This window comes from Streptomyces sp. NPDC006430, from assembly GCF_040612395.1.
GTDB lineage: Bacteria > Actinomycetota > Actinomycetes > Streptomycetales > Streptomycetaceae > Streptomyces.
Genome location: NZ_JBEXQA010000011.1, coordinates 180,034 through 205,881 on the forward strand (window position 1 = coordinate 180,034; position 25,848 = coordinate 205,881).

General features: G+C 71.9%; 29 protein-coding genes. 8 read left to right on the forward strand and 21 right to left on the reverse strand.

Annotated elements, in window-relative coordinates; genetic code table 11:
- The first annotated feature begins 268 nt into the window (after window positions 1-268).
- Window positions 269-1,597, forward strand: coding sequence for a SpoIIE family protein phosphatase (locus ABZZ20_RS18800; protein WP_356870780.1), 1,329 nt, complete (start codon window positions 269-271; stop codon window positions 1,595-1,597).
- An 88-nt stretch (window positions 1,598-1,685) separates the two neighbouring features.
- Here the strand turns inward: ABZZ20_RS18800 and ABZZ20_RS18805 are convergent, their stop codons facing one another.
- The 3 genes from ABZZ20_RS18805 to ABZZ20_RS18815 form a co-directional block, all read right to left on the reverse strand.
- Window positions 1,686-2,030, reverse strand: a complete 345-nt coding sequence (locus tag ABZZ20_RS18805) for a DUF2516 family protein (RefSeq protein ID WP_356870782.1) — start codon at window positions 2,028-2,030, stop codon at window positions 1,686-1,688.
- A gap of 158 nt (window positions 2,031-2,188) precedes the next feature.
- The gene (locus ABZZ20_RS18810; RefSeq protein ID WP_356870784.1) at window positions 2,189-2,761 is read right to left on the reverse strand and encodes a hypothetical protein; all 573 of its coding nucleotides are present in this window, start codon (window positions 2,759-2,761) and stop codon (window positions 2,189-2,191) included.
- 25 nt (window positions 2,762-2,786) lie between these two features.
- Window positions 2,787-3,179 carry a helix-turn-helix domain-containing protein gene (locus ABZZ20_RS18815; protein ID WP_356870786.1) on the reverse strand — a complete coding sequence of 131 codons (393 nt, stop codon included), beginning with the start codon at window positions 3,177-3,179 and terminating at the stop codon, window positions 2,787-2,789.
- A 328-nt stretch (window positions 3,180-3,507) separates the two neighbouring features.
- Between ABZZ20_RS18815 and ABZZ20_RS18820 the strand changes: the two genes are divergently transcribed.
- Window positions 3,508-4,707, forward strand: a complete 1,200-nt coding sequence (locus tag ABZZ20_RS18820) for an SMI1/KNR4 family protein (RefSeq protein WP_356870788.1) — start codon at window positions 3,508-3,510, stop codon at window positions 4,705-4,707.
- A gap of 215 nt (window positions 4,708-4,922) precedes the next feature.
- Here the strand turns inward: ABZZ20_RS18820 and ABZZ20_RS18825 are convergent, their stop codons facing one another.
- From ABZZ20_RS18825 to ABZZ20_RS18840, 4 genes are all read right to left on the reverse strand, one after another.
- Window positions 4,923-5,435: a hypothetical protein gene (locus ABZZ20_RS18825; protein WP_356870790.1), complete on the reverse strand. Its 513-nt coding sequence runs from the start codon at window positions 5,433-5,435 to the stop codon at window positions 4,923-4,925.
- A gap of 244 nt (window positions 5,436-5,679) precedes the next feature.
- The gene (locus ABZZ20_RS18830; protein WP_356870792.1) at window positions 5,680-6,456 is read right to left on the reverse strand and encodes a putative protein N(5)-glutamine methyltransferase; all 777 of its coding nucleotides are present in this window, start codon (window positions 6,454-6,456) and stop codon (window positions 5,680-5,682) included.
- Between the two features lie 50 nt (window positions 6,457-6,506).
- A complete protein-coding gene (locus tag ABZZ20_RS18835) occupies window positions 6,507-7,751 on the reverse strand; it encodes a GNAT family N-acetyltransferase (protein ID WP_356870794.1) in 1,245 nt (414 codons plus the stop codon).
- Between the two features lie 71 nt (window positions 7,752-7,822).
- Window positions 7,823-8,434 (reverse strand): AmfC protein, encoded by a 612-nt coding sequence (locus ABZZ20_RS18840; protein WP_356870796.1) that lies wholly within the window; start codon window positions 8,432-8,434, stop codon window positions 7,823-7,825.
- Between the two features lie 162 nt (window positions 8,435-8,596).
- On the opposite strand from ABZZ20_RS18840, the gene dtd reads away from it, so the two are divergent.
- Window positions 8,597-9,022, forward strand: coding sequence for a D-aminoacyl-tRNA deacylase (gene dtd, locus ABZZ20_RS18845; protein WP_356870798.1), 426 nt, complete (start codon window positions 8,597-8,599; stop codon window positions 9,020-9,022).
- Between the two features lie 59 nt (window positions 9,023-9,081).
- Here dtd and ABZZ20_RS18850 read toward each other — a convergent pair whose 3' ends face one another.
- The 13 genes from ABZZ20_RS18850 to ABZZ20_RS18910 form a co-directional block, all read right to left on the reverse strand.
- Window positions 9,082-10,050 carry a folate-binding protein gene (locus ABZZ20_RS18850; RefSeq protein WP_356870800.1) on the reverse strand — a complete coding sequence of 323 codons (969 nt, stop codon included), beginning with the start codon at window positions 10,048-10,050 and terminating at the stop codon, window positions 9,082-9,084.
- A 33-nt stretch (window positions 10,051-10,083) separates the two neighbouring features.
- Window positions 10,084-10,539, reverse strand: coding sequence for a Fur family transcriptional regulator (locus ABZZ20_RS18855; protein ID WP_356870801.1), 456 nt, complete (start codon window positions 10,537-10,539; stop codon window positions 10,084-10,086).
- 152 nt (window positions 10,540-10,691) lie between these two features.
- A complete protein-coding gene (locus ABZZ20_RS18860; RefSeq protein WP_356870803.1) occupies window positions 10,692-11,264 on the reverse strand; it encodes an FABP family protein in 573 nt (190 codons plus the stop codon).
- A gap of 309 nt (window positions 11,265-11,573) precedes the next feature.
- Window positions 11,574-12,470 carry a hypothetical protein gene (locus ABZZ20_RS18865; RefSeq protein WP_356870805.1) on the reverse strand — a complete coding sequence of 299 codons (897 nt, stop codon included), beginning with the start codon at window positions 12,468-12,470 and terminating at the stop codon, window positions 11,574-11,576.
- Window positions 12,467-13,408 carry a hypothetical protein gene (locus ABZZ20_RS18870; protein WP_356870806.1) on the reverse strand — a complete coding sequence of 314 codons (942 nt, stop codon included), beginning with the start codon at window positions 13,406-13,408 and terminating at the stop codon, window positions 12,467-12,469. The genes ABZZ20_RS18865 and ABZZ20_RS18870 overlap by 4 nt, the downstream gene beginning before the upstream one ends.
- On the reverse strand, window positions 13,405-14,175 hold the full coding sequence (locus ABZZ20_RS18875; RefSeq protein WP_356870808.1) for a hypothetical protein: 771 nt from the start codon (window positions 14,173-14,175) through the stop codon (window positions 13,405-13,407). Before ABZZ20_RS18875 ends, ABZZ20_RS18870 begins: the two co-directional genes overlap by 4 nt.
- Before the next feature lie 113 nt (window positions 14,176-14,288).
- Window positions 14,289-14,552, reverse strand: a complete 264-nt coding sequence (locus ABZZ20_RS18880) for a DUF3099 domain-containing protein (protein ID WP_356870809.1) — start codon at window positions 14,550-14,552, stop codon at window positions 14,289-14,291.
- 122 nt (window positions 14,553-14,674) lie between these two features.
- The gene (locus ABZZ20_RS18885; protein ID WP_356870811.1) at window positions 14,675-14,965 is read right to left on the reverse strand and encodes a DUF1416 domain-containing protein; all 291 of its coding nucleotides are present in this window, start codon (window positions 14,963-14,965) and stop codon (window positions 14,675-14,677) included.
- A gap of 62 nt (window positions 14,966-15,027) precedes the next feature.
- Window positions 15,028-15,873: a sulfurtransferase gene (locus ABZZ20_RS18890; protein WP_356870813.1), complete on the reverse strand. Its 846-nt coding sequence runs from the start codon at window positions 15,871-15,873 to the stop codon at window positions 15,028-15,030.
- 203 nt (window positions 15,874-16,076) lie between these two features.
- Complete coding sequence (locus tag ABZZ20_RS18895; RefSeq protein ID WP_350875872.1) at window positions 16,077-16,166, reverse strand: Ms5788A family Cys-rich leader peptide; 90 nt, start codon at window positions 16,164-16,166, stop codon at window positions 16,077-16,079.
- A 155-nt stretch (window positions 16,167-16,321) separates the two neighbouring features.
- The gene (locus ABZZ20_RS18900) at window positions 16,322-17,032 is read right to left on the reverse strand and encodes a DUF2993 domain-containing protein (RefSeq protein WP_356870815.1); all 711 of its coding nucleotides are present in this window, start codon (window positions 17,030-17,032) and stop codon (window positions 16,322-16,324) included.
- Between the two features lie 97 nt (window positions 17,033-17,129).
- Window positions 17,130-18,707: a hypothetical protein gene (locus tag ABZZ20_RS18905; protein WP_356870817.1), complete on the reverse strand. Its 1,578-nt coding sequence runs from the start codon at window positions 18,705-18,707 to the stop codon at window positions 17,130-17,132.
- Between the two features lie 10 nt (window positions 18,708-18,717).
- Window positions 18,718-18,972 (reverse strand): MoaD/ThiS family protein, encoded by a 255-nt coding sequence (locus ABZZ20_RS18910; protein WP_356870819.1) that lies wholly within the window; start codon window positions 18,970-18,972, stop codon window positions 18,718-18,720.
- A 486-nt stretch (window positions 18,973-19,458) separates the two neighbouring features.
- On the opposite strand from ABZZ20_RS18910, the gene ABZZ20_RS18915 reads away from it, so the two are divergent.
- From ABZZ20_RS18915 to ABZZ20_RS18935, 5 genes are all read left to right on the forward strand, one after another.
- On the forward strand, window positions 19,459-20,298 hold the full coding sequence (locus ABZZ20_RS18915) for a response regulator transcription factor (protein ID WP_356870821.1): 840 nt from the start codon (window positions 19,459-19,461) through the stop codon (window positions 20,296-20,298).
- 23 nt (window positions 20,299-20,321) lie between these two features.
- Window positions 20,322-21,344, forward strand: coding sequence for a LacI family DNA-binding transcriptional regulator (locus tag ABZZ20_RS18920; RefSeq protein WP_356870823.1), 1,023 nt, complete (start codon window positions 20,322-20,324; stop codon window positions 21,342-21,344).
- A gap of 98 nt (window positions 21,345-21,442) precedes the next feature.
- A complete protein-coding gene (locus tag ABZZ20_RS18925; protein ID WP_356870825.1) occupies window positions 21,443-22,666 on the forward strand; it encodes a trypsin-like peptidase domain-containing protein in 1,224 nt (407 codons plus the stop codon).
- Between the two features lie 52 nt (window positions 22,667-22,718).
- Window positions 22,719-23,465 carry a response regulator transcription factor gene (locus tag ABZZ20_RS18930; RefSeq protein WP_356870827.1) on the forward strand — a complete coding sequence of 249 codons (747 nt, stop codon included), beginning with the start codon at window positions 22,719-22,721 and terminating at the stop codon, window positions 23,463-23,465.
- Window positions 23,462-24,943 carry a HAMP domain-containing sensor histidine kinase gene (locus ABZZ20_RS18935; RefSeq protein ID WP_356870829.1) on the forward strand — a complete coding sequence of 494 codons (1,482 nt, stop codon included), beginning with the start codon at window positions 23,462-23,464 and terminating at the stop codon, window positions 24,941-24,943. The genes ABZZ20_RS18930 and ABZZ20_RS18935 overlap by 4 nt, the downstream gene beginning before the upstream one ends.
- On the opposite strand, the gene ABZZ20_RS18940 is transcribed toward ABZZ20_RS18935, so the two are convergent.
- A complete protein-coding gene (locus tag ABZZ20_RS18940) occupies window positions 24,923-25,801 on the reverse strand; it encodes a phosphatidylinositol-specific phospholipase C (protein WP_356870831.1) in 879 nt (292 codons plus the stop codon). The two genes, ABZZ20_RS18935 and ABZZ20_RS18940, sit on opposite strands and share 21 nt — an antisense overlap.
- Window positions 25,802-25,848 lie beyond the last annotated feature (47 nt).

The following is a 25,848-nucleotide window of genomic DNA, read 5'->3' on the forward strand; positions in this document are numbered from 1 at the left end:
TGCCCTCCGCCCCGGCCAGCCCCGGGGCTGCAAGAACGGCGAAACGAGGCAACCCCGACGGGCGCCGGCACCGCCTTGTCGAGCAGAACGGCGACGCCCCCACCGTGACGTTTGTCATTCGGTGGCCATCCCCTGAGGCGGACTTTCCCCCGCGATAACGGCATATGACGGTGGCCCTGGCCCAGAACACCATTCCGCTTCCCCGCCATCGACCGCTAGGGTCGGCCGCACGAGCGCACCCTCGGGGGGAGGGAAGGAACCGGAGACGATGCCCGTACCCGTACCGCGGCAGAGGGACACCTCGGCCACGGAGAGCGCTCACACCGCTCACACCGCTCACGTCGCACACGCCTCTCAGGCAGTCGTGCACGCGACCGCACCGCAGACGTCCCTGACCCTGCTGGTGATCGAGGACGACCCCGCAGGCGGACTCACCGTCCCCGAAATCCTCGACGCCGACCGACACCGCATCCGGCTCCGCACCGCCCGCAACCTCACCGAGGCCGCGCGGCTGCTCACCCCCGACGTGCACTGCATCCTGCTGGACCTCTCCCTCCCCGAACCAGGGGCGGCGACGGCAGGCGCAGGCTCGCGCACGGCGGTCGCCACCGATACCGCCGTCGACCAGTTGGCCATCCTCCGCGAGGTCCTGCGCATCGCGCCCCGCCACGCCGTCCTCGTCCTCACCGCCGAGGCCGACGCCGAGCGCGCCGCCGAGGCCGTCCGGGTCGGCGCGCAGGACTTCCTCCTCCGCGACGAGCTGGACGGCCGCCTCCTCAGCCGGGCGATCCGCTACGCGGTGGAGAGAAAACGGGCCGACATCGCCCAGTACAAGCTCGCAGAATCGAAACTGCGGGCCCAGGAGAACGCCCGCTTGGAGCGCGGGCTGCTCCCCAACCCCCTCCTCGAAGGTTCCGACCTCCGCTTCGCCGCGCGCTACCGTCCCGGCCGCAGCCGTGCGCTGCTCGGCGGGGACTTCTACGACACCGTCCGCACGCCCGACGGCACGGTCCACGCCATGATCGGCGACGTCTGCGGCCACGGCCCCGACGAGGCCGCCCTCGGCGTCGAGCTCCGCATCGCCTGGCGCGCCCTGACCCTCGCCGGCCTGTGCGGAGACGACCTGCTGTCCACCCTCCAGGAGGTGCTGGAGGTGGAGCGCCCCTGCGAGGAGATCTTCGCGACGCTGTGCACGGTGGACATCTCCCCCGACGGCCGCCGCGCGGGCCTGTGCCTGGCCGGCCATCCGGCCCCGCTGATAACCCGGCCGGGCCGCCCCGCACGGCTCTTGCCGTACGAGAACAACGGCCCGGCCCTCGGACTGCTGCCCAAGGCCCGCTGGCCGCGCCGCCAGGTGGAGCTCGGTGGCAGTTGGAGCCTGATGCTCTACACCGACGGCCTGATCGAGGGCCGCATCGGCGACGGCAAGGAGCGGCTCGGCCAGGACGGGATGGTCGAGATGATCAACCGGCACCTCGACCAGGGCCTGAGCGGCGAAGCCCTGCTGGAGGCCTCCGTCACCGAGGCCCGCCGCCTCAACGGTGGCGAGCTCACCGACGACGTGGCCGTGGTCATGCTCTCCCGCGCGGAAAGCTGACGGAGGGCAGCGGGGCGGCTGACGGAGCCCCGACCGCGCCCGGGTCTCGGTACGGCCGCACGGGGCCGCCGGCTGCTACGGCCGGCGGCTACCGTCCGCCGTTGTACGGCCCGTACGGCCCGTCGCTGCTGCTACCGCCGCTACGCCGGCCGCGCCCACCGCCCGAGACCTGCTTGAGGGCCGGGCGTACGTCGACCATGAACACGATGCTGGCCACGAGACCGGCGATCTGCAGGAACAGCATCCCGAGGAAGAAGTCCACCACCACGGTGACGCCGAGGATGACCAGCCAAAACGTCTTGGTCTGCTTCTCGGCGGCGCGGTACGCATCCTCGCGCGCCAGCAGCGCGAAGACGAAGGCCAAGACGGCGAGCGCCAGCATGGCGAACCCGAGCAACGGAAGCACTCCGTTATCGAACCCGTTCATCAACATCGCCTTGACCGCCCTCTCGCGCTTCGCACGCTTCGCACTCCTGGTGCCGCCTGGTGCCGCCCGCTCTCCACGCTACCGGCAGAGCGGCCTTCGCAAACAACAACGGGCCGGACACCGCGCTGGTGCCCGGCCCGTGGCCGTGTCGTTCGGTTCGCGAATCAGCTCTCGTCGCCCGCGAGGACGGCGGCCTTCTTCGCGTTGTTCTTGCGCGCCGTGGTCCTGCGGGCGGCGGGCTTCTCCTCGGCGGAGCCGTCGACCGAGGCCTCGGCGACGGCCCGCGGAGCTGCCGGCTCCGGGTCGGGCTCGACGGCCACGGCGATGTCGACGATCTCCTCGGAGACCTCGCCCCGCCACGTCCGCACGGCCTGCTCACCGTGCTCGGCGACCTTGTCGTAGGTCTCCTTGGCCCGCACGGCGTATTCGGCGGCTACCCCGACCCCGCGCAGCGCCAGGTCCTGGGCGGTCTCCCCGAGCTTCTTCGGGTCGATCGCGGTGAGCACCTCGGCGAACTTGGCGGTGACCGCCTCCTGCGCCTCCTTGGCCTTCTCCTGCACGATCTTCGGATCGGTGTTCTTCACGGCCTCGATGCGTGCGGGAGCCTCGGCGCGCAGCTGCTCGATGAGGCCGGGGACCTTCTTGGCCTGCTGCACCGCGAGGTCGGCGGTGCCGGCGGCGAAGTAGAGCGGAGTCGGGTCGGTGAGGGTCTTCTTCAGGTCATCGGCGATGGCCATGTGGCTGGTCCTCCCGGATCACAGTTCAGTTCGTAGGGTGCATCTCGTCGTCAGCGGCGGCCTGGTCGGCCTCGAGCGCGTTCTCCTTGCGGAACGACTCGTAGATCTGGAGCAGCACCTGCTTCTGCCGCTCGTTGATGGACGGATCGCCGAGTATGACGGCCCGCGTCTCCACCTCGTCGCGATCCCGCTCGTCGAGGATCCCGGCCTGCACGTACAGCGTCTCCGCGGAGATCCGCAGCGCCTTGGCCAGCTGTTGCAGGATGTCCGCGCTCGGCTTGCGCAGCCCGCGCTCGATCTGGCTCAGGTACGGATTCGACACCCCCGCAGCGTCGGCCAGCTGCCGCAGCGAGAGCTGAGCCTGCCGCCGCTGCTCGCGGAGGTACTCGCCGAGGTTTCCGACGTTGAGCGATGCCATGCCTCGATCCTGCCGCACTCTGCTAACTATTGCAAGCACCCGCTTGCAATAGCACCCACGGCGGGGCGGGCCCCAGCTGAGCCGAGCAGGGTAGTTGTCACGTAGGCAAGCTTGCTGTCACCAAGGTCAGGTCAACCGGTGCGCGCTGTGCTTCCTCGGGCCACCTTGGTCCACTCCGATCCGCGTCCAGTTCGCCGACGTGCGGGCGATCTCGTCCTCCAGGCGCGCCAGTCCGACCCCCGAGGCATACCCGCCGTCCGATTTCCGCCTGGCCCGCCAGAGACGGAACAATCTGCCGAGCACATGGCGCACGCTAGAAGGACGTCAATTGACATCGGACATAAGCACGTTTGCCACCCCTTCCACCGAGCGGCCGCCCTCCTCTGTACCCATCGACTGGGCGGCCGTCGAGAACTGGCTCGGACTGCGGCTGCCGGCTGACTACAAGCGGCTCGCCGACCGGTACGGGCCGCTGGACTTCGGTGAGTACGTGTGGATCCACGTGCCGTGCGTCCAGCGGGACCGCTTCGACTACGGCGAGTGGCTGCGCGCGACGCACCGGGAGGCGCGGATCGAGGCGCGGGAGCTGCCCGAGGCCGAGCGGCCCGTGCTCCACCCCGAGCCCGGTGGCCTGTTGGCCTGGGGCTGCACGCGGGGCAGCGACGTACTGTTCTGGGACACCTCGGCCTCCGTCGACCCTGACAAGTGGACCGTGGTGGTGCAGCACTCGGGGGCGGTGCCGGGCAGTGGCCTGCTCCGGTGGCACCGGTACTGCCTGACGCTCACCGAATATCTGCGGCACACCGTCCGCGACACCTGGGAGCTCCCTTCTCCTCCCGGCCCGCTACTGGGCCCGCTGCCGGGCACCGTCGCGCCGACCGCTTTTCTTCCCGACCCCGAGGCGTGGATCCCGCCCGCGCCGGTCCCGCCTCGGCTCACCGAGGCCGAGCGCCGAATCGCGCTGGAGACCGGCTTCGGACTGGACGGGCTGCGGCTACTGTCGCCGCCACCTGAGCGGCCGTACCTCGGGGACGGCTCCTGGGAGGGGCTGTTCGCCGAGCTGGGCACACGGCTGCCCGGGGAGTACGTGCGGCTGATGGACGGGTACGGCGCCGGCATCTGGAGCGGGTGGCTGCGTTTCCACACCCCGCTTCGGACCGGCGAGCGGCGTTTCCTCACGCACGTCGAGGACACAGCGGACGCCTACAGGCAGCTCAAGGACGGCAACGCGAGCTGGTACCCGCTGGCCATCTGGCCCGAGCCCGGCGGCTTCCTCCCCTTCGCCAACTCCATCGACGGCGACTACCTCGGCTGGCTCACCCAGAGCGGGGATCCCGACACATGGCCGCTGATCGTCTGGCCCCGCCACGCGGACCAGGGGCCGCCGCTCGAGGACGGTCTGATCGACACCCTCCTCGACTGGCAGCGCGGCACACTGGTCACGCACGGGTTCGCCGCCTTGGACGAGGACGACGACCCTGTAGAGTTCGCGGACTTCCGGTCCTGGGACGACCGCGCCTACTGGTGACCCTAAGCTGGCGATCGCCCGGGTGCCCGTCCGGCCGGTGCACTGGGTGTCGCGCTCGCGCCGCCCTGCTCGGGGTGGATGAGATAGCCGGGAGCCAGGCTGCAGAGGCCAGCGGTGCCAAGCAGCGCGCTGATCTGGTGACAACTGTCGTGCCTCGCCCACCCATAACCGCAGGTCATCGCTGGACTCGGTGACAGCTACCGTGCGTCGGCACATCAGCGGTGGCGGCGGCGGTACGCGACGGTGATCGCCGCCAGGAGGGGACCCCAGGCGACCAGGGGAAGGTAGAGGAATCCGGCGATCGTGGCGCCCCGGGTGGTCATGTCCGGGTGCGGAAGGGTCCACCACAGGAGGAACGGGGTCCACAGGCAGGTCAGGGCAACAGCGCCGGCACCGGCCACGGCCGTCACCGCCCGCGGCGGGACCCGGCGGCCACCGACCAGCGGAACCCGGGGCGGGAGCACCTCGCCCCAGGATCGCACCAGGCCGAGCGCGAGCAGCGCCAGTACCTCGCTGGCCACGCTGAGGGCGACCACGTAGACCCGGCCCCAGCCGGGCAGGCCGGCGGCCACGTAGCCGGCCTCGGTGTAGCCGGCGAGGAAGCCCGCGGCCAGCAGCAGGCGCCAGATGCCCGACGGCAGGGTGAGGAGAGCGGTGACGTGTGCCGCCCGAACCGCCCAGCGTGGCGCGGGCGCGGCGGTGGGGCGGAGGTGGCCTGGGGTCGTCATGCACCCCATCGTGTCGGCCGGTCGGCGGCCGTACGTCGGCCCCGGGAAGGGACCCCGCCCCCGCCGCCGGAAGGAGCCCGTAACCGCTGCCTCCCCCGTGCGGGGGAGGCAGCACCGGCCGGCTGGGGCCGGGTCATAACCAGGGCCGGGCCCGCATCAGGCCGGATCCGCGTCAGGCCGGGCGTCAGGCCGGATCCGCGTCAGGCCGGGCGTCAGGCCGGATCCGCGTCAGGCCGGGCCCGCGTCAGGCCTCGCGGGTGCCGATCACCACCGTTGCGTACAGCTCCTCCGAGGTGACCGCGCGGACCGCCAGGCCGGCTGCCGACAGGGCCGAGGCCGTCCGCGGCGACTGGCGGGCGCTCGTCTCGATCAGCAGCGCACCGCCCGGGGCCAGCCAGGGCAGGGCGCCCGCCGCGACCCGACGGTGGACGTCCAGGCCGTCCGGACCGCCGTCCAGGGAGGTCAGGGGCTCGTGGTCGCGGGCCTCCGGGGGGAGCAGCCCGATCTCCTCCGTCGGCACGTACGGCGCGTTGACCACCAGGACGTCGACGCGTCCGCGCAGGGAGTCGGGGAGCGCCGCGTACAGGTCGCCCTCGTGGACCTGCCCGCCGTAGGGGGCCACGTTCAGCCGCGCGTACGCGAGCGCCGGCGGGTCGATGTCCGCCGCGTGCAGTTCGACCCCGGGGCCGAGCTGCGCCGCCACCGCCGCGCCCAGCGCGCCGACCCCGCAGCACAGGTCCAGGATCACGGCGTCCGGTCGGGCCAATGCCACGGCCTCCTGCACCAGGAACTCGGTGCGCCGGCGCGGCACGAAGGCCCCCTCGCCCACGCGCATCCGCAGTCCGCAGAACTCGGCCCAGCCGACCACGTGTTCCAGTGGTTCGCCGGCCACCCGGCGGGCCACCAGGGCCGCCAGGTGGTCGTCGTCCTCGGCGGCGACCGTCAGCAGCTCCGCCTCCTCCTCCGCGAAGACGCAGCCCGCCGCACGCAGGGTTTCCACTATCGAAGCCAAGTAGCTCATTCCTCAGGTCTGACCAACAGGGACGCACATGCCGCCGGAACCGCCGGCGATCAGAAGACGTCCGGGCACCAGGGGCGGCGGGCCGTGCGGAACACCGCGTCCGCGAGGGCCAGCGCCCCCGGCCGCTCCTGCACGATCCGCCCGAGCGCACCCAAGCGCACCGCGGACTCGTCGCCGAGGTAGAGCGAGCCCAGCGCCGACACGTCCAGCCGCAGGTCCGCCGGCTCCTCGGTGGCCGTGCACTCTGCCGTGCCCGCATCGAGCCGGTAGCGGCCCGCGGCGGGGCCGAGCTCGTCCGTCACCTCCAGGACGAGGACCCCGGGCACGGCGTACGTCCGCGCGCCGAGGGCCCGTACGACGTCCAGTACGCGCACCCACAGGAAGTCCGAGGCGGTCACGATCCTGGCCGCGCGGGGGTCGGGCAGCAGCTGCGGCACGAGGTCGTCGGGGGCGCGGAAGCCGGTGCGGACCTTCAGGACCCAGTCGATGGAGCACAGGAAGTGCCACAGTGCGCGCTCCGCGTCCGGGGTGACCGCGATCAGCTCCTTGACCTGCACGGTGTTCTGCGGGAGCTTCGCGTCCGTCCAGTGGTCGTCCGTCGTGTAGGCGACCAGGCCGGCCACCTCGCCCGCCTCCGTCCGGTACACGGCGTGGAACCGCGGCTTGTACGGGCGGTGCGAGACCTCCTCCAGGCCCGTGGCCAGGCTCCACCAGCGGGTGTCCCGGTTCACCGCGCCGGGCGTGGTCGCGCACAGCCGCTCGTGCAGCTCCGGGCCGATCTTCCGGACCTCCTCCACGTCCACCAGATCGATGCGGCCACCGTCGGCAGCCGCCGACCGACGCGGGTCGAGTCCGGTGCGCGGTACGTCGATCTCCCATTCCGAGACGCCGGTGGCGGGCCCGTACCCGTACCGACCGTAGATCGGGTACTCGGCGGCGATCAGCGTCGAGAGCACCTCGCCGCGGGCCTTCGCGGCGGTCAGTTCGTTGACCATCATCCGGGTCAGCAGGCCCTGGCGGCGGTGGGTGGCCAGCACGGAGACGTTGGTGACGGCGCTGGAGGGCACGGCCGCCCCGCCGGGCACGGTCAGTTGCTGGGCGAAGGAGCGGAAGCTCGCCACACAGCGGCCGGTCTCGGTGTCGAAGGCGCCCTGGATGCGGGTGAGGTCACTGTTCGCGAGCCGCTGGGCGGCGTCGTCCTGCGTCACCTGGTCGAGGCGGAGGAAACCCGTGTTCAGGGCCTGCAGCCACTCGGCGAATTCGGATGCGGCGATCGGCCGAACGTCAGCACTCATAACGGGTCACGCTAGTGCGCCGACGGGGTCGCGTCGCCCCAATTTCCGTCGGGAGGCCGCGGCCCCCTTGCCTAGACCAGCAGGTCGTCCACCTGTGCCTCGCCCTCCCGGTAGCGCCGGGTGATCTCCGCGCTGCAGTCGTCCGCCGTGCGCTGGAGTTGCTGCCGGCGCCGCGAGACCTGTTGCTCGTACCTCACCAACCGGCCCATCGCTTCGTGCAGTTCGCCGTCCGTGCGGGCGGCAAGGTCCCACAGCTCCACGTCGGCCAGCATGTCCGCCGCCAGCAGCCGGAACTCCTCGCCGTGCGGGGTGCCGAGCGTTACGTGCCGGGCGGAGGCGCTCCGGCTGGAGGGCGCGTCGGCGAGGATCTCCGAGAGCCGGTCGACCACCGGCGGCTCCGGGGTCACCGGGGCCTCCGGGTCGGCGCGCCGGGCCAGTTCGGCGCGCAGGATGTCGATGCGGCCCTGGAGGAGTCTGCGGATGTAGCTCAGGTCGGCCTCGTCGCGCTGTGCGTCGCGGCGCAGCGTGCGCAGTTCCGGCAGTTCGAGCGCGGTGGCGGGCGTGGTCGGCGCCTGCTCCCCGCCCGTGCGCTGTGCCGGCGGTCGAACCGCAGCCGCCGAAGCGGCTGCGGGTGATGCGGGTGATGCGGGTGATGCAGGTGCGGAGGTACCAGAGGTGTTCATGCGTTCGTGTCCGTCCCCTCGACCGGTGCATGGGGTCTCCTCCGGCCCGTGGGACCGGGGGGAAGCACCGCCTGCGTGCATCGTGCCACTCTCCGTGCTTCCGGTGCAGTCCCACGCCACCCGATCGGCCCCTGATGGGTGCACGCCTGATACACAGGTGGTATGCGAGCAGTAGTGCAGAGGGTGGACGGCGCGAGCGTCGTCGTGGCCGGCGAGACCGTGGGCGAGGTCGTCGGCGAGGGACTGTGCGTGCTGGTGGGGGTGACCCACGACGACACCTCGGAGAAGGCGGCGCAGCTGGCGCGCAAGCTCTGGTCGGTACGCATCCTGGACGGGGAGAAGTCCTGCAGCGACGTGGGCGCGCCGCTCCTGGTGATCTCCCAGTTCACGCTGTACGGCGACGCCCACAAGGGCCGCCGCCCCACGTGGAACGCCGCAGCTCCCGGCGAGGTCGCCGAGCCGCTGGTCGACGAGGTCGTCGCGCAGCTGCGCGCGCTCGGGGCGACGGTGGAGACGGGCCGGTTCGGAGCGGACATGCACGTCTCGCTCACCAACCACGGCCCGTTCACCCTCGTCATCGACGTCTGAGACGTCTTAGATGTTTTAGGCGTCTGAGACGTCTCAGTCGTCTGATCGGCCCCGCGCCGTTACGGCGCTACGACGACCTCCTGCGCGGCGGCCGTCTTGCCAGCGAGCAGCGGGGCGTCGACCGGAACGTTCCGCTTGACCAGTGCGAGGGCGATCGGGCCCAGCTCGTGGTGGCGGGCCGCGGTGGTCACGAAGCCCAGCTGGCGGCCCTCCTCCCCGTCGGCGGCGAGCCGGATGGGGGTGCCGTGCGCCGGGAGGAGCACCTCGGAGCCGTCCAGGTGCAGGAAGACCAGGCGGCGCGGGGGCTTGCCCAGGTTGTGGACGCGGGCCACCGTCTCCTGGCCGCGGTAGCAGCCCTTCTGGAGGTGCACGGCGGTGCCGATCCAGCCCAGCTCGTGCGGGATGGTGCGGTGGTCGGTCTCCAGGCCGAGCCGCGGCCGGTGCGCCTCCACCCGCAGGGCCTCGTACGCGAGGAGTCCGGCGGCCGGTCCGTGCCCGGCGGCGAAGGCCTCCAGTTCGGCGCGGGGCAGGAAGACGTCCCGGCCGTGCGCGGTCTCGCGCACGACGTGCTCCTTGGCCACCTCGGCGATGGAGCCGGCCGGCAGGTGCACGACGGCGAACTCGGCGGTCCGGTCGGCGACTTCGACGCGGTAGAAGAACTTCATCGACTCCAGGTAGGCGATCAGCGCCTCCTGGGTGCCGGGCTCCACGTGCGCCCAGACGGTCTCGCCGTCGTCGACGAGGTAGAGCGCGTGCTCGATGTGGCCGTTGGCGGAGAGGATCAGCGCCTCGGTGGCCTGCCCGGGCGGGAGTTCCGTCAGGTGCTGGGTGAGCAGCAGGTGCAACCAGCTCAGTCGCTCCGGCCCGGTGACGGTGACGACTCCGCGGTGCGAGAGGTCGACGAAACCGCGGCCGTCCGCGAGCGCGCGTTGTTCGCCGTACAGCTCTCCGTAGTGGGCGGCGACGCCCTCGTCGCGGCCTTCGGCCTGTACGGCGCCGGGGAGATGGAGCAAGGGGCTGCTGGTCATGTCACCAAGCCTACGACCCGGCCCGGCCGGCTCCTATGCCGGAGCGTCGCGGTGCTTGGCGGCGCACTCCTTGCAGAGTCCGAAGATCGCGAAGTGTTTCATGTCGGTCTCGAAGCCGAAGGCCGCACGGAGTTTCGCGGTGAACTCGGCGGCGATGTCCACGTCCGCCTCGATCACCTCGGTGCACTCGCGGCACACCAGGTGGATGTGGTGGTGCCGGTCGGCGAGGTGGTACGTGGGGGCCCCGTGCCCGAGGTGGGCGTGCGAGACCAGCTTCAGCTCCTCCAGGAGCTCCAGCGTGCGGTAGACGGTGGAGATGTTGACCCCCGAGGCGGTCTTGCGCACCTGGGCGAGGATCTCGTCCGGCGTCGCGTGCTCCAGCGTGTCGACCGCTTCCAGCACGAGTTGACGCTGCGGTGTCAACCGGTATCCGCGCTGGCGCAGGTCGCTCTTCCAGTCGGTGCTGTCCGTGCCCTCGGTGCTCACCACCCGGCCAGTGTAAGCGCGCGAAGGGGACCGCTGGGGGTCTCGGCCGGACGGAGTCCGGGGGAGGCCCTCAGCAGTCCCCTTCGCGCACGGCCCGTGGACGGTCGGCGAGTGCTCGGCGCCTCCGCGGCGTCCGCGGCGGCCGGGCGTTCCGCTCAGCGGAAGAAGGCGATGCCGTCGTCCGGCATGTCCGGGAGGTTGCGCGCCATCTCGGCGACCTCCTCGGGCGTGACGACCTTCTTGAGCTGGGCCGACATGTAAGGGCGCAGCTCGACCTCCGGGGTCGCCTTCTCGCCGACCCACATCAGGTCGCTCTTCACGTAGCCGTAGAGCCGCTTGCCACCGCTGTACGGGCCGGAGGCGGCGGTCCGGGCGACCGCGTCCGTGGCCAGGTCGATCTGGGGCTTCTGGTCGGCGAGCTCGCCGTACCAGACCTCGACGACGCCCTGGTCGCGCACCATGACGATCTCGACCTTGCGGTGCTCGTCGATGCGCCAGTAGCCGGACTCGGATTCGAGCGGCCGCACCTTGTTGCCCTCGGCGTCGAGGACCCAGGAGCGGGAGGTGTACTCCAGGAAGTCCCGGCCGTCGTGGCTGAAGACGACCTCCTGGCCGAAGTTGCACTTCTCCTCACCCGGGAAGTCGAAGACGCCCGCGCCCTCCCAGGTACCGAGGAGGAAGGCGAGGGGAACGAGGCCCGGGTTCAGGTCGGACGGGATCTGGATCATGAATGGCTGCTCAGGCGATCTGTGGGAGGGGTTCCGGGTCAGGGCGGCGGCCGGTCCGGGGGCACCCCGGACGACCCCCCGGACGGAGTCTGGGGGTGATCAGCGCTGGCCCTGGTACAGCTTCTTCACGGCGAGGCCGGTGAAGGCGAGCACGCCGACGCAGACCAGGACCAGCAGGGAGGTGAAGAATGCCTCAAGCACGGGGTGCTCCTCGCAATGATGTGGGCTTGTACGGGGCCGGTCCCCAAGCCTACTGGCCCGGGGACCGGCGCACTCCGTGAGGTAGGCCGCACGCCCCTTGCGGGGTGATCAGCCCAGCAGCTGGCTCTGCAGGATCACCGTCTGGTGGAGGGGGACGACCGGAGCCTCCCCCTTGCGGGTCTGTAGGACCAGCCCCTGGATGTCGCCCGCCTGGACGCAGCCGAACCGGACCTGCTCGTCACCCGTCGGCTTGGCCTCCTGATAGAGCGTGACGTCGCGGGCGGGGTTGTGCCGGGAGGGGCCGAAGTACGCACTGTCGCTGCCCAAGTCGTTGCGCTGGCTCTTCTTGACCTCGCGCCAGACCGGGTCGGGCTCCAGCACCGCGGCCTTGGCCAGGCTCGTGGACATGGTGCAGCCCTTGAAGGCGTCCACGAAGCCCGGAGCGTTGAAACGCAGCAGGTAGATGCGGGTGCGGGTGCCGTCCGGGGTGGTCCAACCGCGCCCTACGATCTGGCGCAGCCCTTCGTGCACGAGCTGCGTCTTGAGCTTCTCCCGCTGGTCCGCCTGGTACTCCTCCAGGAGGGTGTCGACGGTCACCACCTCGTCCTTCTCCTGCTTCAGCGTGGGGTCGGGGGTGGCACCGGCAGGTGCGGGCAGCAGCAGCTGGGTCAGACCTGCGTAATGGATGCCCTCCGGGTTGTCCGCGGCGTACGGCAGCGCGGCGCCGGCCGGCAGCTGCGGCTTGGCGAGCACCGGGTACTTCCAGCGGCCGTCGTCCCTGGTGGACAGGCCGGGGATGTCGGTGCGCTCGGGCCGGGTGATCCCGTACGCGACTCCCGTGCCGACGGCCGCGAAGACGAGCACGGCGGCGGTCCAACGCAGCGCGGCGAACAGCTTGCGGCGGTCCTTGGGCGCGGGTGGCCCGGCCTCGACGGCCGGCGTGGCGGTGTCGGCCCCGCCGGGCGCCTGCTCCGGGGCGGCCTCGGTGGTGTTCAGCTCGGTCACGCGGACTCCCCGGGGGACTTCAGGTGGTTCAGCTGCCGCTTGAACACATCGGCGCCGGCGTTCGCGGAGAAGGGCTTCGGCCCGTACATCCGGAAGGCCACGAGCACATCGCCCTGGAGGGCCACGCAGTCCATGGCGTCGATCTTGTCCTTTGCGTCCGTCTTCTCCTTGCCGAGGGTCTCCAGGGCGCACTTGGCGTCCGGGAAACCCTCGATCTTCGGCGCGTCACGGTCGTCGCCGGTCAGCTCCAGGAGCCTCTTGCTGAACTCGGAGAACTTCGCGAGGGTCTGGGGATCGGCCTGGGTGAGGTGGATCTCCATCACCTGGTGCTCGCGTACCTGGTGGTAGCTGCGTCCGGCCATGCCCTTCAGCTTCAGGTCGACCAGCGCCTTGTCCCGTTCCGCCCGCTTGTCGCCGGACAGCCCGGAGCGCGCCTCCTTGAGGGCCTGGAGCGCCTGCTCCCCCGACACGTAGAAGTTGTTTCCGTCCCCGTCGATGTCCGGGCCGGGCTCGAAGCCGATGGGGAGCGGCAGCAGTTTGCCCGTCAGCTCGTTCGGCGGCACGGTCGGCATCGGGTCCGGCGTTCCGCTGGGCCGGGGGTCCGCTTTTGCGGCTGCCCAGTAGCGGGTCGGTGCGCTGCGGTCGGCATCGGCGATCCGCCCGGCCCCCCAGAGGGCCCCGCCCGCGAGAACGGCGATGCCGACTCCGCCCGCGATCAGCGCCGCGGTCCGGCGGCTGCGCGCCCGAGGCGCGGTCGCCGGCGCGGTCTCGGGGGCAGCCGGCTCGGGGGCAGCCGGCTCGGGGGCCGGCGCACCGGTCGTCCCGGGCGCCGCCTCCGCCGCCTCCGCCGCCTCCGCCGCGCCAGCCGCCTCCGCCGCGTCCGTCGGCTCCGTCGGCTCGGCCGTCACGGCGTTGGTGCCGTCCTGCGGGTCGCTCACAGCCGCTCCCACTGTCGCTTGGCGATCTCGACGACGTCGTTCTCGTCGACAGCGCCGCGGTTGTTCATGTATTCGACCTCCATGACGATGTCGCCGCGCCGGGCAATGACCGTGGCCGACTTCATCGGGAGGTAACCCGGCTTCTCCCGCTGCGCCGAGTCGACCCACAGGTGGCCGAAGTCGGCAGGCACGCCGGGCAGGTCCTTGCCGGAATTGCCCGCGTACTCCTTCTCGTCCAGGTAGCCGTGGGCGTGCTGGTACCAGTCGGCACCGGAGCGGTCGTTGTACTGGAAGAGCCGGATCTCGACGAAGTTCCGGTCGTCCTGTGCCCAGTTCAGCGCGGCGATCCGCCGCACGCCGTGGCCGATCTGGCTGGTGAGACCGCCGCCCGGCTGCTTGTAGTAGTCCGCCGAGAACTCGTCCGGGGACTGGATCCCCGAGTAGCGGACCTCTGCCCCGGACGGGGCCTCGATCAGGAGCTTGGTAAGGTCGTCGTCCGTCTTGTGCCAGCGGTTGGCGTTGACGGAGCGGGCACTCGTCGACTCGTTCGGGGCCTGCGGCTTCGGCTGGTCGATCTTCTGCTGCGCCAGCGGCGGCAGTGGTGTGGGCTCGCGGTCGTACTGGATCGCGTAGCCGGTGACCGTGCCCGCGAGCACGCCGAGTACGACGGCGCCGGCGATCAGGAGGACCGTACGGCGGCCGCGGGGGCGGCGCGCTCCGGTCTCCTCCCCTTCCGACTGCTCGGGGATGGTCTGTGCGTGTTCCAAGGAAGTCCCCCCACAGGACATGGGGCATCGGGTGATCACCCGTGCACACGCATGACATGTACAAGGTAGGGGTGGTTGTACGCACGTTTATTACGTTCGTATCTCGCCGGGTGTCACTCTTCGCGACGCCGCTTTCCGTCCAGTTCGTCCCACCACTCGTCGGACTTCGGGTCACCGGAGGGGTCGTCCCACCAGCGGTCGTCCGGGCCGCGCCGGTTCGCGATCATCGCGGCGACCGGGGGGATGACCATGGCGACCACGCACAGGGCCACGGCCGCCTCGACCGAGAACAGCCGCACGAAGGACCAGGCGGAGACGAAGAGGAAGATGCATCCGCCCATGAGGAAGAAGTAGACGCGGCGCCGCCGGGCGTACATGCCTCCAGGGTAGGGCCGGGGAGCGGACGGCGCGAAGGGCCGCACCCCGTTCCAGTGGCGTCCAACCCCTGGGGTGCGGCCCTCCGGCCGGTTCGTTTCCCGCTGCGTGCGCAGCGCGGTCGTCAGACCGCGATCGCGACGTCCGTCACGCCGCCGGCCTCGGCGACCACCACGGCGCGGTCCGCCTGGGCGCCGGGGACCAGCGCCCGCAGCGTCCAGCTGCCGGTCGCCGCGTAGAAGCGGAACTGGCCGGTCGCCGTGGTCGGGACCTCGGCCGTGAACTCGCCGGTCGAGTCGAGCAGGCGCACGTACCCGCTGACGGGCTCGCCGTCCTTCGTCACCTGGCCCTGGATGGCGGTCTCACCGGGCTTGAGCGTGGCGAGGTCGGGCCCGCCGATCTGTGCTCCACACATGTTCTCTGTCCTGTCCTGAGAGAAGTCGTACTGACGGGGGCGTCGCGTGCCCGGCCGTCGGATTACTTGTTGGCGCCGAGCTCGATCGGCACGCCGACCAGGGAGCCGTACTCGGTCCACGAGCCGTCGTAGTTCTTGACGTTCTGCTGGCCCAGGAGCTCGTGCAGCACGAACCACGTCAGCGCGGAGCGCTCACCGATGCGGCAGTACGCGATGGTGTCCTTCGACAGGTCGACCTGCTCGGCCTCGTAGAGGGCGGTGAGCTCCTCGTCGGACTTGAAGGTGCCGTCGTCGTTGGCGTTCTTCGACCACGGGATGTTGCGGGCGCTCGGCACGTGGCCGGGGCGCTGCGACTGCTCCTGCGGGAGGTGCGCCGGGGCGAGCAGCTTGCCGGAGAACTCGTCGGGCGAACGGACGTCGACCAGGTTCAGGGCGCCGATCGCGGCCACGACGTCGTCGCGGAAGGCGCGGATCGAGGCGTCCTGCGGCTTGGCCTTGTACTGGGTGGCCGGGCGGTTCGGGACCTCGGCGCCGTCGACCAAGTCGCGGGAGTCGAGCTCCCACTTCTTGCGGCCGCCATCGAGGAGGCGGACGTCCTGGTGGCCGTACAGCTTGAAGTACCAGTAGGCGTAGGAGGCGAACCAGTTGTTGTTGCCGCCGTAGAGGACCACGGTGTCGTCGTTGGAGATGCCCTTGGCGGAGAGCAGCTTCTCGAAGCCCTCCTGGTCCACGAAGTCGCGGCGGATCGGGTCCTGGAGGTCCTGCTTCCAGTCGATCCGGACAGCGTTGGTGATGTGGTTCTTGTCGTAGGCGGACGTGTCCTCGTCCACCTCGACGATGACGACGTTCGCGTCGTTCAGGTGGGCCTCGACCCAGTCGGCGTCTACGAGGACGTCGCTGCGGCTCATGGTGTTCTCCTCCGGGGCAGTGTGCGGCGGGGCGTGCTGTGCAGGTGCTGCGGGCGGTGTGCGGGGTGCAGCGGGTGCGTACCGCTGCGGGCGGCGCCCTCGGGCACTGCGCGGGGAGGCGTCAGTGGGCAGGAGGGGGCCGCTGCGGTGCGGTCATGCGGGAAGGACGGTCGTCCGGCTGATGGAGCGGAAGCGCTCACAGGTCACATGGATCGACAGAGCATGGCGGCGACGCGACACAGGTCTACTGCCCGTCGCTTCGTGAGGTCCGCCTGCTGATGCTTCATAGCCATGGATCGTAGGGACGAATCGGCCGCCCTGTCACCGGCGTGTCATATGTCGAGACAGGATCGTCCGCATAGTGGGATGCGAACCGCCCCGGGCAACCGCCGCACGGCCTCCGGAGCCCTCGTACGGCCCATCCTTCTACGGATCGGACCGTACCGTCTCACGATCCGGCCAGCACCACGTCCGTGCCGCTCAGCGTCAGGTGGACGCCGCCCTCGTCCGAGGTCAGTGCGGCCAGCTGGAGCCCGGCCGGCAGGCCGCCGTCGAGCCGACGGTCGAAGTCGGTCTTCTTCCGGACCGCGTTCTCGATCCCGGGAATGCCCTCGCCCGGCACCTCGTCGGCCCGGACCCGGACCGTCTTGCCCCCGCCCTTGGCGTCCACGAGCGTGACGGTCGACACCACGCTGCGGGTCAGCGTCCGACCGAGGACCTCCAGGGACGCGGTGACCTTCACCTTGCCCGGCGCCCCGCCGTACGTGACCGTCACGCCGGTCTGCGAGGCCTCCGTCAGGTCCTGGTACGTGACCAGGGCCGTGCCCTCGGCCCGCCGGGCGGTGCCGCCGCTGTAGTCCCCGTTGAGCTTCACGCTGTGGAAGCTGGCGTCGAGCTGGGAAAGCCGCGTCTTGCGGCCGTCCGCGACGGCCTCGACGCCCTTCAGCCGCACGTCGACCCGTTCGAGGTCGTGGCTGAGCGCCTGGGTCAGGAACGGGAACCCGTGGATGTCCACCTCCGCGCTCCCCGCCAGCCCCTGACGGGCCTGGATGCGGTCGGCCAGCCGGTTCTCGGCATAGCCGACCGCCCAGCGGTCGGCACCCACGAACAGCGCCCCCAGCACCACTCCGATGATCACAACGACACGCAGGAACCGCACGAGCCCCTCCCCCTGTAGACGGTACGTGCGTTCTAGTGGACCATGGTCGGCCGTACGGAGGCCGTCAGTGCCACCGTGACGCCCGCCGCCCGGGGCCTCAGCCCACCACCCGCCCGATCAGGTAGACGGCGGGAGCGGCGGCGGCCAGCGGCAGCGCGACACCGGCCGTCATGTGGACGAACTTGGACGGGTAGTCGTACGCCGCCACGCGCAGCCCGATGAGCGCGCACACCCCCGCGGCCAGGCCGAGCAGCGCCCCGCCCACCCCGAGGTCGGTCAGCCCGCCGATCGCGATGCCGGCGCCGGCCGCCGCGGCCAGCGAGACGCCGACGGAGCCAGCGGTCGGCAGCGGCAGCGCGCGGGTGAAGACGGCGACCGCGACGGCCACCGCACCGACGCTCACGGCGGCGGAATCGGCGGCCAGGTAGCCCGCGCAGATGATGGCGAGCGCGGCCGAGGCCACGGAGGCCATCAGGCCGTACATCCGCTCGTCGGGGTCGGCGTGGCTGCGCAGCTGGAGGACCAGCGTGAGCAGCACCCAGGCTCCCAGGGTGCCGATGATCGCGCCGGGCCCGTACGTGGCGTCCACGGCGAGGACGGCGCCGTCGGCGACGAGGGCCCCGAGGAAGGCGAGGGCGATGCCCTGGCGGGCGGGCCACATGCCGTTGAGCCGGAACCAGCCGGCCGCGGTGAGGCCCTGGAGGGCGATCAGCGGCACGAGCAGCGCGAGGTCGCCGACGGCAGCGGCACCGGCCAGCAGCAGCCCGAGGCCTGCGGTCAGTACGGCCGACTGCGGGCCGGGGTCGATGATCGGCGACCGGCCTTCGGCGCGGGCCTGGGCGGGATCGACGGCCCGCACGGTGTTGCCGCCGAGGGTGGGCGGCGAGTACGCCGGCGCCTCACCCGGAGCGTCGGGCGCCGCGGGCGCCACGCCGGACGCCGAAGGGGTGGCGGCGGGCCCCCCGGGGCCGGGGTACGGCGGCAGGAAGGCCGTCTCCTCGGCGGCGCCGCCCACCGGTGCGGGGGCCTGGGGCGGGAGGTAGGCCGTCTGCTCGGCCGCGGGCCCGGTCCAGGCCGCGGCCGAACCGCCGCCCTGCGACCAGCCGGCCGCAGGGGCCGGGGCTGAAGCGGACGCCGGGGATGCGGGCGCCGGGGATGCGGGCGCCTCGTCGCGGAACCAGCCCTCCGGGGCGGCCGGCTGCGGGTCCACCGCACCCGGCCCCGGGTACGGCAGCAGGTACGCGGTCTCCGCCGCCGGAGCGGACCAGTTGGGGGCCTCGTGGCGGAACCAGCCCTCGGGAGCGGCCGGCTGCGGCTCGGCCGCGTTCGGCGCCGATTGGGGCGGCAGGTAGGCGGTCTGCTCGGCGGCGCCGGCTCCGTCCGCCCACGGCGCGCCCGTACTCCCCTGGGACCAACCCGGGGCCCCGGCCGGGTCCCGGGGAGCCGGGGCATCGTCACGGAACCAGCCCTCGGGTGCCACGGACTGACCGGGCAGCCCGCCCAGCCGCGGCTGGGCGGGCTGCCCGGACTGGTCGGGCTGGAGGTGCTGGGCGTACGGCTCCGGCAGGCCCTCGTGAACCGGCTGGTACCCGGTGTCCCAGGTGTCCGACTGCCAGGTCTGGGTCCCGTACGGGTCCTGGTGCTGCTGGTGCTGTTGTTCCTCGGGAGTGCTCATCGGTTTCCGCTCACCCGCCCGCGAACGGTGGGAGCACCTCGACGGTGCCCCCCTCGGTCAGCAGGACGGCATCGTGCGGGCGCTTGCCCACGGGCTCGTCGTTCACGAGGAAGGAGCAGCGCAGCAGGACCCGGGTCAGCTCCCCTGGGTGGCGTTCCCGCACGGCGTCGAGCGCCTCGGCCAGGGTGTGCGCCGAGTACGGCTCCTCCGCCGTCTCGGCGGCGGCCTTGGCCGCCGCCCAGTAGCGGATGGTTCCGGTTGCCACTGCAGCTCCTATCGTCGGCTCTCTACCGTCGTCGGCCTCCATGATGAACCCTTCCGCCCGCTGGTCCGGCGTACCTCCGCGCGCCCCGTGTGCGCCCGGGCTGCCCGTCCCAGGTCCATCGATCCGGTGAAACCGGGGCATAAGCTGGGCGTAAGGGTGTCCGGAACCACAGAACGGGGATCAACGAAGCCTCGGCCCCGCCCGGGCGGGTGGGCTATTCTGCTGGCGAGAGGATCCGGGCAACGTTGCCCCCGGGTCCTTTTGTGCTTTCAGCACGTTGAACGGATCGAGAACAGTGTTGTCCGTCCGGGCCTCAGGGCGCGGGGACCGCACGGCCGCCACACCGCACCACGCACCACGTACGAAGCAGTACCGCGAAAGTCCTCGACGGGACCGAGGAGGAACCGACGTGATGGACCAGCGAACCGTGCAGAACCACACCCAACAACGGTTGGGCAGTGCCGCCGACCGGGCAGGTGGTCGGGCATGAGCTCCCTCCTGCTGCTGACCAACGCCCTACAGCCGTCCACCGAGGTGCTGCCCGCCCTCGGCCTGCTGCTGCACAACGTCCGGGTGGCGCCCGCCGAGGGCCCGGCCCTCGTGGACACCCCCGGCGCGGACGTCATCCTCGTCGACGGCCGTCGCGATCTGCCGCAGGTGCGGTCGCTGTGCCAGCTGCTGCGCTCCACCGGTCCCGGTTGTCCGCTGATCCTCGTCGTGACGGAGGGCGGCCTGGCGGCCGTCACCGCGGACTGGGGCATCGACGACGTCCTCCTCGACACCGCCGGCCCGGCCGAGGTCGAAGCACGGCTGCGGCTGGCCACCGGCCGCCAGCAGCTGGGCTCCGACGACTCCCCGATGGAGATCCGCAACGGCGACCTGTCGGTCGACGAGGCGACGTACTCGGCGAAGCTGAAGGGCCGGGTCCTGGACCTCACCTTCAAGGAGTTCGAGCTCCTCAAGTACCTCGCGCAGCACCCGGGCCGGGTCTTCACCCGGGCCCAGCTGCTGCAGGAGGTGTGGGGGTACGACTACTTCGGCGGCACCCGGACCGTGGACGTCCACGTACGGCGGCTGCGCGCGAAGCTCGGCCCCGAGCACGAGTCGCTGATCGGCACGGTCCGCAACGTCGGCTACCGCTTCGTCACGCCGGAGAAGGTCGAACGGGCAGCGGCGGAAGCGGCGGCGCAGGCAGCCGCCAAGGCCGCGTCGCAGGCGGCGTCCAAGGCCTCGTCGCAGGCCGCGGCCCCGTCCTCGACCGACGTCCCCCGTATGGAGGAACCTCCTGTGATCGCCCAGTCGGCAGGACGGCCTGCCCAGAGGTAGGTCACCCCGCGTAGACTCCGAGCGTGGCCAAGGTGACGCGGGACGACGTGGCGCGACTTGCGGGTACTTCTACCGCCGTCGTGAGCTACGTCATCAACAACGGACCCCGGCCGGTCGCCCCGGCCACGCGCGAGCGTGTACTCGCTGCGATCAAGGAGCTGGGCTACCGCCCGGACCGGGTCGCGCAGGCGATGGCCTCGCGGCGCACCGACCTCATAGGCATGATCGTCCCCGACGCCCGCCAGCCGTTCTTCGCGGAGATGGCACACGCGGTCGAGCAGGCCGCCGCCGAGCGCGGAAAGATGGTCCTGGTCGGGAACTCCGACTACCGGGACGAGCGCGAGGTCCACTACCTGCGCGCTTTCCTCGGCATGCGGGTGTCGGGCCTGATCCTGGTCAGCCAGGGCATGAGCGAACGCGCCGCCTCGGAGATCGAGGCCTGGGACGCCCGGGTGGTCCTGCTGCACGAGCGGCCGGAGGCCATCGACGACGTCGCGGTCGTCACGGACGACATCGGCGGCGCCCAGCTCGCCACCCGCCACCTGCTGGAACACGGGCACGAGTACGTCGCCTGCATCGGCGGCGTGGAGAACACCCCGTCCGTCGGCGACCCGGTCGCCGACCACGTGGAGGGCTGGCGCCGGGCCATGCGGGAATCCGGCCGCTCGGTGGAGGGCCGGCTCTTCGAGGCGCCGTACAACCGCTACGACGCGTACCGCGTGGCGCTGGAGGTGCTGTCGGGGCCGAACCGGCCGCCGGCCATCTTCTGTGCCACGGACGACCAGGCGATCGGCGTGCTGCGGGCGGCGCGCGAACTGCGCATCGACGTTCCCGGCGAACTGGCGGTGGCCGGCTTTGACGACGTCAAGGAAGCGGCCCTGACCGACCCGCCGCTGACGACGATCGCCTCGGACCGCCCCGCCATGGCGCGGGCCGCGGTGGATCTGGTCCTGGACGACGCCCTCCGGGTGGCGGGCTCGCGCCGCGAGCGCCTGAAGCAGTTCCCGTCGGCGCTGGTCATCCGTCGCTCCTGCGGCTGCCACTGACCGCTCCGAGCCGGGTTTATATCGGGCATACGAGGTTCTGTCGGGCTTCTCAGCCTGGACTCAGGAAGCTCTCATGAACCGTGGACACAGTCGTATCCATGACCGAGAGCTTCCGCCGCGCAGGCGAGTACCCGCAGGAGCACCGCCCGACCCCGAGCGCGCAGTCCGGCGAGGGCGGGGAGCACGGCCGCGACCAGCCGGCAGCGGCACCGGGCGCGGCGGCGGCTTACCCGCCGCCACCCGGGTACCCGGCCGTCCCCGACCCGGCCGTCCCCGACCCGGCCGCCGCCGCGCCCGGCTGGCACGAGGCGCACCAACCCCCGGTCTTCCCCGCTCCCCCCGCTCCCCCGGTCCCGCCGGCTTTCGTGGGGCCCGCGCACGCGGCCCGCGCCAAGCGGCCCGTCGCCCTGCTCGTGGCCGTGGCGCTGGCCGCCGCCGTCGTCGGGGGCGGCACCGCCGCGGCCGTACAGCAGCTGCTCGGCGACAAGGGCGGCAGCGGCAGCGGTGTCAACGGCACCAACGTCTCGCAGTCCAGCAGCGGCACCGTCGCCGGCGTGGCCGAGCAGGTCAGCCCCTCCGTCGTCCGGATCGACACCCGCACCGGGTCCGGTCAGGGCACCGGCTCCGGCATCGTGCTCACCGCCGACGGCGAGATCGCCACCAACAACCACGTCGTGGACGGCGCCACCGAGATCCAGGTGACGATGAGCGACGGCAAGAAGTACCCGGCCAAGACCCTCGGCACCGACCCCGACAAGGACCTCGCCCTGATCAAGCTCCAGGGTGCGGCGGGCCTCAAGCCGGCCCGGCTCGGCGACTCCGACGGCCTCAGGGTCGGCGACCAGGTCGTCGCGATCGGCTCCCCCGACCGCCTCACCGGCACGGTCACCAGCGGCATCGTCTCGGCGCTGAACCGCGAGGTGAACGTGCCCAAGTCCGAGCAGCAGTCCCCGCAGCGCCAGCGCAGCGACGGCGGCTGGCCCTTCTCGTACGGCGGTCGGCAGTTCAACGGGAACACCGGCTCGAACACCACCTCGTACAAGGCCGTCCAGACGGACGCCTCGCTCAACCCCGGCAACTCCGGCGGCGCCCTGGTCAACATGAACGGCGAGGTCGTGGGCATGCCCTCCGCGATCTACTCCCCCTCCAGCGACGGGTCCACCGCCGGCAGCGTCGGTCTCGGCTTCGCCATCCCGGTCAACACGATCAAGGCCGACCTGGCCTCCCTCCGCAAGGGCGGCAGCGGCGGCGCGGGCTCCACCAGCGACGGGAGCGTCAACGGCAGTGGTAACGCCGCCAACGGCTTCGGGACCTCCTACTGAGCGTCCCGTGCGAGCCTGGTAGCACCGACCACGAACCCCTGGGGGAACGAGCATGAATCCGGCCGAAGGCGAACCGCACCGCATCCTCGTCGTCGACGACGAGCCGGCCGTGCGGGAGGCCCTGCGCCGCAGCCTCGCCTTCGAGGGGTACGCCGTACAGACCGCGGTCGACGGGCTCGACGCCCTCGACAAGACGGCCTCGTACGCACCCGACCTGATCGTCCTCGACATCCAGATGCCCCGCATGGACGGCCTGACGGCGGCCCGCCGGCTGCGTGCCGCCGGCAGCACCACCCCGATCCTGATGCTCACCGCCCGCGACACCGTCGGCGACCGCGTCACCGGCCTCGACGCGGGCGCCGACGACTACCTCGTCAAACCCTTCGAACTCGACGAGCTGTTCGCCCGGGTCCGCGCCCTGCTGCGCCGCAGCGCGTACGCAGCGCCGCCGGCAGGCGGCGCGGAGCCGGAGGACGTGCTGTCCTTCGGCGACCTGCGCATGGACCTCGCCACCCGCGAGGTCACCCGGGCCGGGCGCCCGGTAGAGCTGACCCGCACCGAGTTCACGCTGCTGGAGATGTTCCTGGCGCACCCGCGCCAGGTCCTGACCCGCGAGCAGATCCTCAAGACGGTGTGGGGCTTCGACTTCGAGCCGAGCTCCAACTCCTTGGACGTGTACGTCATGTACCTGCGCCGCAAGACCGAGGCCGGCGGCGAGCCCCGCCTGGTCCACACCGTGCGTGGGGTGGGCTACGTGCTGCGCTCCGCCGGGGCGGGCGACTCCGGAGGTCCCGAGTGAGCCCGGCCGCCAGATTCCGCGGGCTGCCCCTGCGCTCCCGGCTCGCGCTGCTGGTCACGGTCGCGGTGGCGGTCGCCGTCGCGGCCGTCGCCGTCGTCAGCTGGTTCATGGTCCGCGCGCAGTTGAAGGACCAGCTGGACAGCTCGCTGCGGTCCACCAACGCCAGCGCGCAGGCCAACCAGACGCTGCCGCAGCTCGGCTGCCGGGAGAAGGTGCCCGGCGCCATCGTGAACAACCTGAGCGCCCAGGTCCAGATCGTGCTGCCCACCGGCGGACGCTGCTGGGTGGACGGCAAGAACACCCTCCCGGTGACCGGATACGACCTCCAGGTCGCCCAGGGCCAGCGCGGACCGGTGATGTACGACGGCCGCACCACCGACGGCACCCCCGTACGCGTCTACACCCAGCCGGTGGAAGTCACCGGGCCGGTGGGCGGCAGCGTCGCCATCTCGGTCGCCAAACCACTGGCCGACATCGACAAGCCGCTGTCCACCCTCGCCTGGGTGCTGCTCTTCGTCAGCGGGGTGGGTGTCGTCGGCGCGGGCGCGGCCGGGCTGTGGGTGGCCCGTACGGGACTGCGGCCCGTCGACGAACTCACGGGCGCCGTCGAGCACATCGCCCGCACCGAGGACCTGACGGTACGGATCCCCGACGAGGGCGACGACGAGATCGCCCGCCTGTCGCGCTCCTTCAACTCGATGACGGCCGCCCTCGCCTCCTCCCAGGAGCGGCAGGCCCAGTTGATCGCGGACGCCGGCCACGAGCTGCGCACGCCCCTCACCTCCCTGCGCACCAACATCGAACTGTTGGCCCGCAGCGAGGAGACCGGGCGGGCCATCCCCGCGGAGGACCGCAAGGAGCTGCTGGCCTCGGTCAAGGCGCAGATGACGGAGCTGGCCGCGCTGATCGGGGACCTCCAGGAGCTGTCCCGCCCGGACGAGGCCCCGCCCGCCCGGCTGGAGGTGGTGGCCCTGCACGAGGTCGTGCAGAGCGCGCTGTCCCGGGTCCGGCTGCGCGGCCCGGAGCTGCACTTCGCTTCGACGCTGGAGCCCTGGTACGTGCGGGGCGAGGCGGCTGCGCTGGAGCGGGCGGTGGTCAACGTACTGGACAACGCGGTGAAGTTCAGCCCTCCGGGCGGCTCGGTGGAGGTGTCGCTGCGGGCGGGCGAGCTGACCGTGCGCGACCACGGTCCGGGTGTCCCGGCCGACGACCTCCCGCACGTCTTCGAGCGGTTCTGGCGGTCTCCGTCGGCCCGGGCCCTGCCGGGCAGCGGGCTCGGTCTGTCGATCGTGGCCCGTACGGTGCAGCGCACGGGGGGCACCGTCGAACTGCGGGCCCCGGTGGACGGCGGCCCGGGGGCGGAGGCGGTGCTGCACGTCCCGGGCGCGCCGACGCCGCCGCCGACGCCGCCGCCGGCTCCACAGCCGGTGGCGCAGCCGGCAGCGCCGTCAGACGGGTCAGTTGTGTCGGATCAATGAGGCGACCAGGCCGGAGCGGGTGTTCGGGAAGTCCATCGGAACGATCCCGAGCCCGGTCCGGCCGGCCAGCTCAGACCCGTCGACGAAGGCGTGCACCTGCGGGTTGAGGCGGTCGGAGTTCCAGCGCGGCGGCATGTACGCCGAGGTGCTGGTGTAGTTCACGAAGAGCTTGCCGGGCTGTTGGACGGCCCGCCGGAACTGGTTCTCGATCTTTCCGCGCTTCGCGAAGGGCTCGGCCATGTAGTCGTCCTGGATGTCGAAGACGTTGCCGTCGCCGTACCGGAGCCCGGGCAGCCCCCCGTTGTCGGCGAGCAGCACCACCTTGCCGCGGGCCTGGCCGAGGGTCGGCAGGCTGTCGGCGATCCGGAACAGCGGACGCCAGCCGCGGTGGTCGAGGTAGTCGTCGAAGACGGCGCGGAAGGTCGCGTCGCTCTCCTCGGAGTATTCCTGCTTGACGCGCATCAGCACGGTCTCGGAGGGGTGTGCGGCGAGGAAGTTCGCGCAGGAGACGAGCACGTCGCCGAACATCATGCCTTGGTAGAAGGAGCCGTGGTGGATCGCGAACGATCCCCCGGTGACCCGGCACCGGACGTCGAGGAAGCGGATGCCCGAGTCGAGCTGTTCGGCGATCGAGGTGTTCTGGCAGGCGACGTAGAGCCCGCCCTGACGGGCGCCCGAGTCGTGGGTGCCGGGAACGGTCATCCGCTGGAGGGCGGTGGCGTCGCCGAGTCCGGCCATCCAGTCCTGCGTGCCGAGGGTGGCGCGGGTCCGGGCGGAGGCCGGGGCCGCCGCGAGTCCCACGGCGCCCGCTCCCGCCGCCATCGCCCCGACCAGAAATGCCCGACGATCCAGTGTCATGCCCGCCCCTTTGCCGACCCGATGGTTGGTCCCCCAGCCACCGCTGG

Coding starts and splice junctions, on each gene's coding strand:
- dtd (WP_356870798.1), top strand. CDS start 8,597: ATGCGAGCAGTAGTGCAGAGGGTGGACGGCGCGAGCGTCGTCGTGGCC.
- ABZZ20_RS18840 (WP_356870796.1), bottom strand. CDS start 8,434: ATGAACACCTCTGGTACCTCCGCACCTGCATCACCCGCATCACCCGCA.
- ABZZ20_RS18880 (WP_356870809.1), bottom strand. CDS start 14,552: ATGTACGCCCGGCGGCGCCGCGTCTACTTCTTCCTCATGGGCGGATGC.
- ABZZ20_RS18800 (WP_356870780.1), top strand. CDS start 269: ATGCCCGTACCCGTACCGCGGCAGAGGGACACCTCGGCCACGGAGAGC.
- ABZZ20_RS18815 (WP_356870786.1), bottom strand. CDS start 3,179: ATGGCATCGCTCAACGTCGGAAACCTCGGCGAGTACCTCCGCGAGCAG.
- ABZZ20_RS18850 (WP_356870800.1), bottom strand. CDS start 10,050: ATGACCAGCAGCCCCTTGCTCCATCTCCCCGGCGCCGTACAGGCCGAA.
- ABZZ20_RS18860 (WP_356870803.1), bottom strand. CDS start 11,264: ATGATCCAGATCCCGTCCGACCTGAACCCGGGCCTCGTTCCCCTCGCC.
- ABZZ20_RS18885 (WP_356870811.1), bottom strand. CDS start 14,965: ATGTGTGGAGCACAGATCGGCGGGCCCGACCTCGCCACGCTCAAGCCC.
- ABZZ20_RS18830 (WP_356870792.1), bottom strand. CDS start 6,456: ATGAGCTACTTGGCTTCGATAGTGGAAACCCTGCGTGCGGCGGGCTGC.
- ABZZ20_RS18890 (WP_356870813.1), bottom strand. CDS start 15,873: ATGAGCCGCAGCGACGTCCTCGTAGACGCCGACTGGGTCGAGGCCCAC.
- ABZZ20_RS18810 (WP_356870784.1), bottom strand. CDS start 2,761: ATGGCCATCGCCGATGACCTGAAGAAGACCCTCACCGACCCGACTCCG.
- ABZZ20_RS18940 (WP_356870831.1), bottom strand. CDS start 25,801: ATGACACTGGATCGTCGGGCATTTCTGGTCGGGGCGATGGCGGCGGGA.
- ABZZ20_RS18825 (WP_356870790.1), bottom strand. CDS start 5,435: ATGACGACCCCAGGCCACCTCCGCCCCACCGCCGCGCCCGCGCCACGC.
- ABZZ20_RS18930 (WP_356870827.1), top strand. CDS start 22,719: ATGAATCCGGCCGAAGGCGAACCGCACCGCATCCTCGTCGTCGACGAC.
- ABZZ20_RS18905 (WP_356870817.1), bottom strand. CDS start 18,707: ATGAGCACTCCCGAGGAACAACAGCACCAGCAGCACCAGGACCCGTAC.
- ABZZ20_RS18915 (WP_356870821.1), top strand. CDS start 19,459: ATGAGCTCCCTCCTGCTGCTGACCAACGCCCTACAGCCGTCCACCGAG.
- ABZZ20_RS18835 (WP_356870794.1), bottom strand. CDS start 7,751: ATGAGTGCTGACGTTCGGCCGATCGCCGCATCCGAATTCGCCGAGTGG.
- ABZZ20_RS18805 (WP_356870782.1), bottom strand. CDS start 2,030: ATGTTGATGAACGGGTTCGATAACGGAGTGCTTCCGTTGCTCGGGTTC.
- ABZZ20_RS18925 (WP_356870825.1), top strand. CDS start 21,443: ATGACCGAGAGCTTCCGCCGCGCAGGCGAGTACCCGCAGGAGCACCGC.
- ABZZ20_RS18895 (WP_350875872.1), bottom strand. CDS start 16,166: ATGGCTATGAAGCATCAGCAGGCGGACCTCACGAAGCGACGGGCAGTA.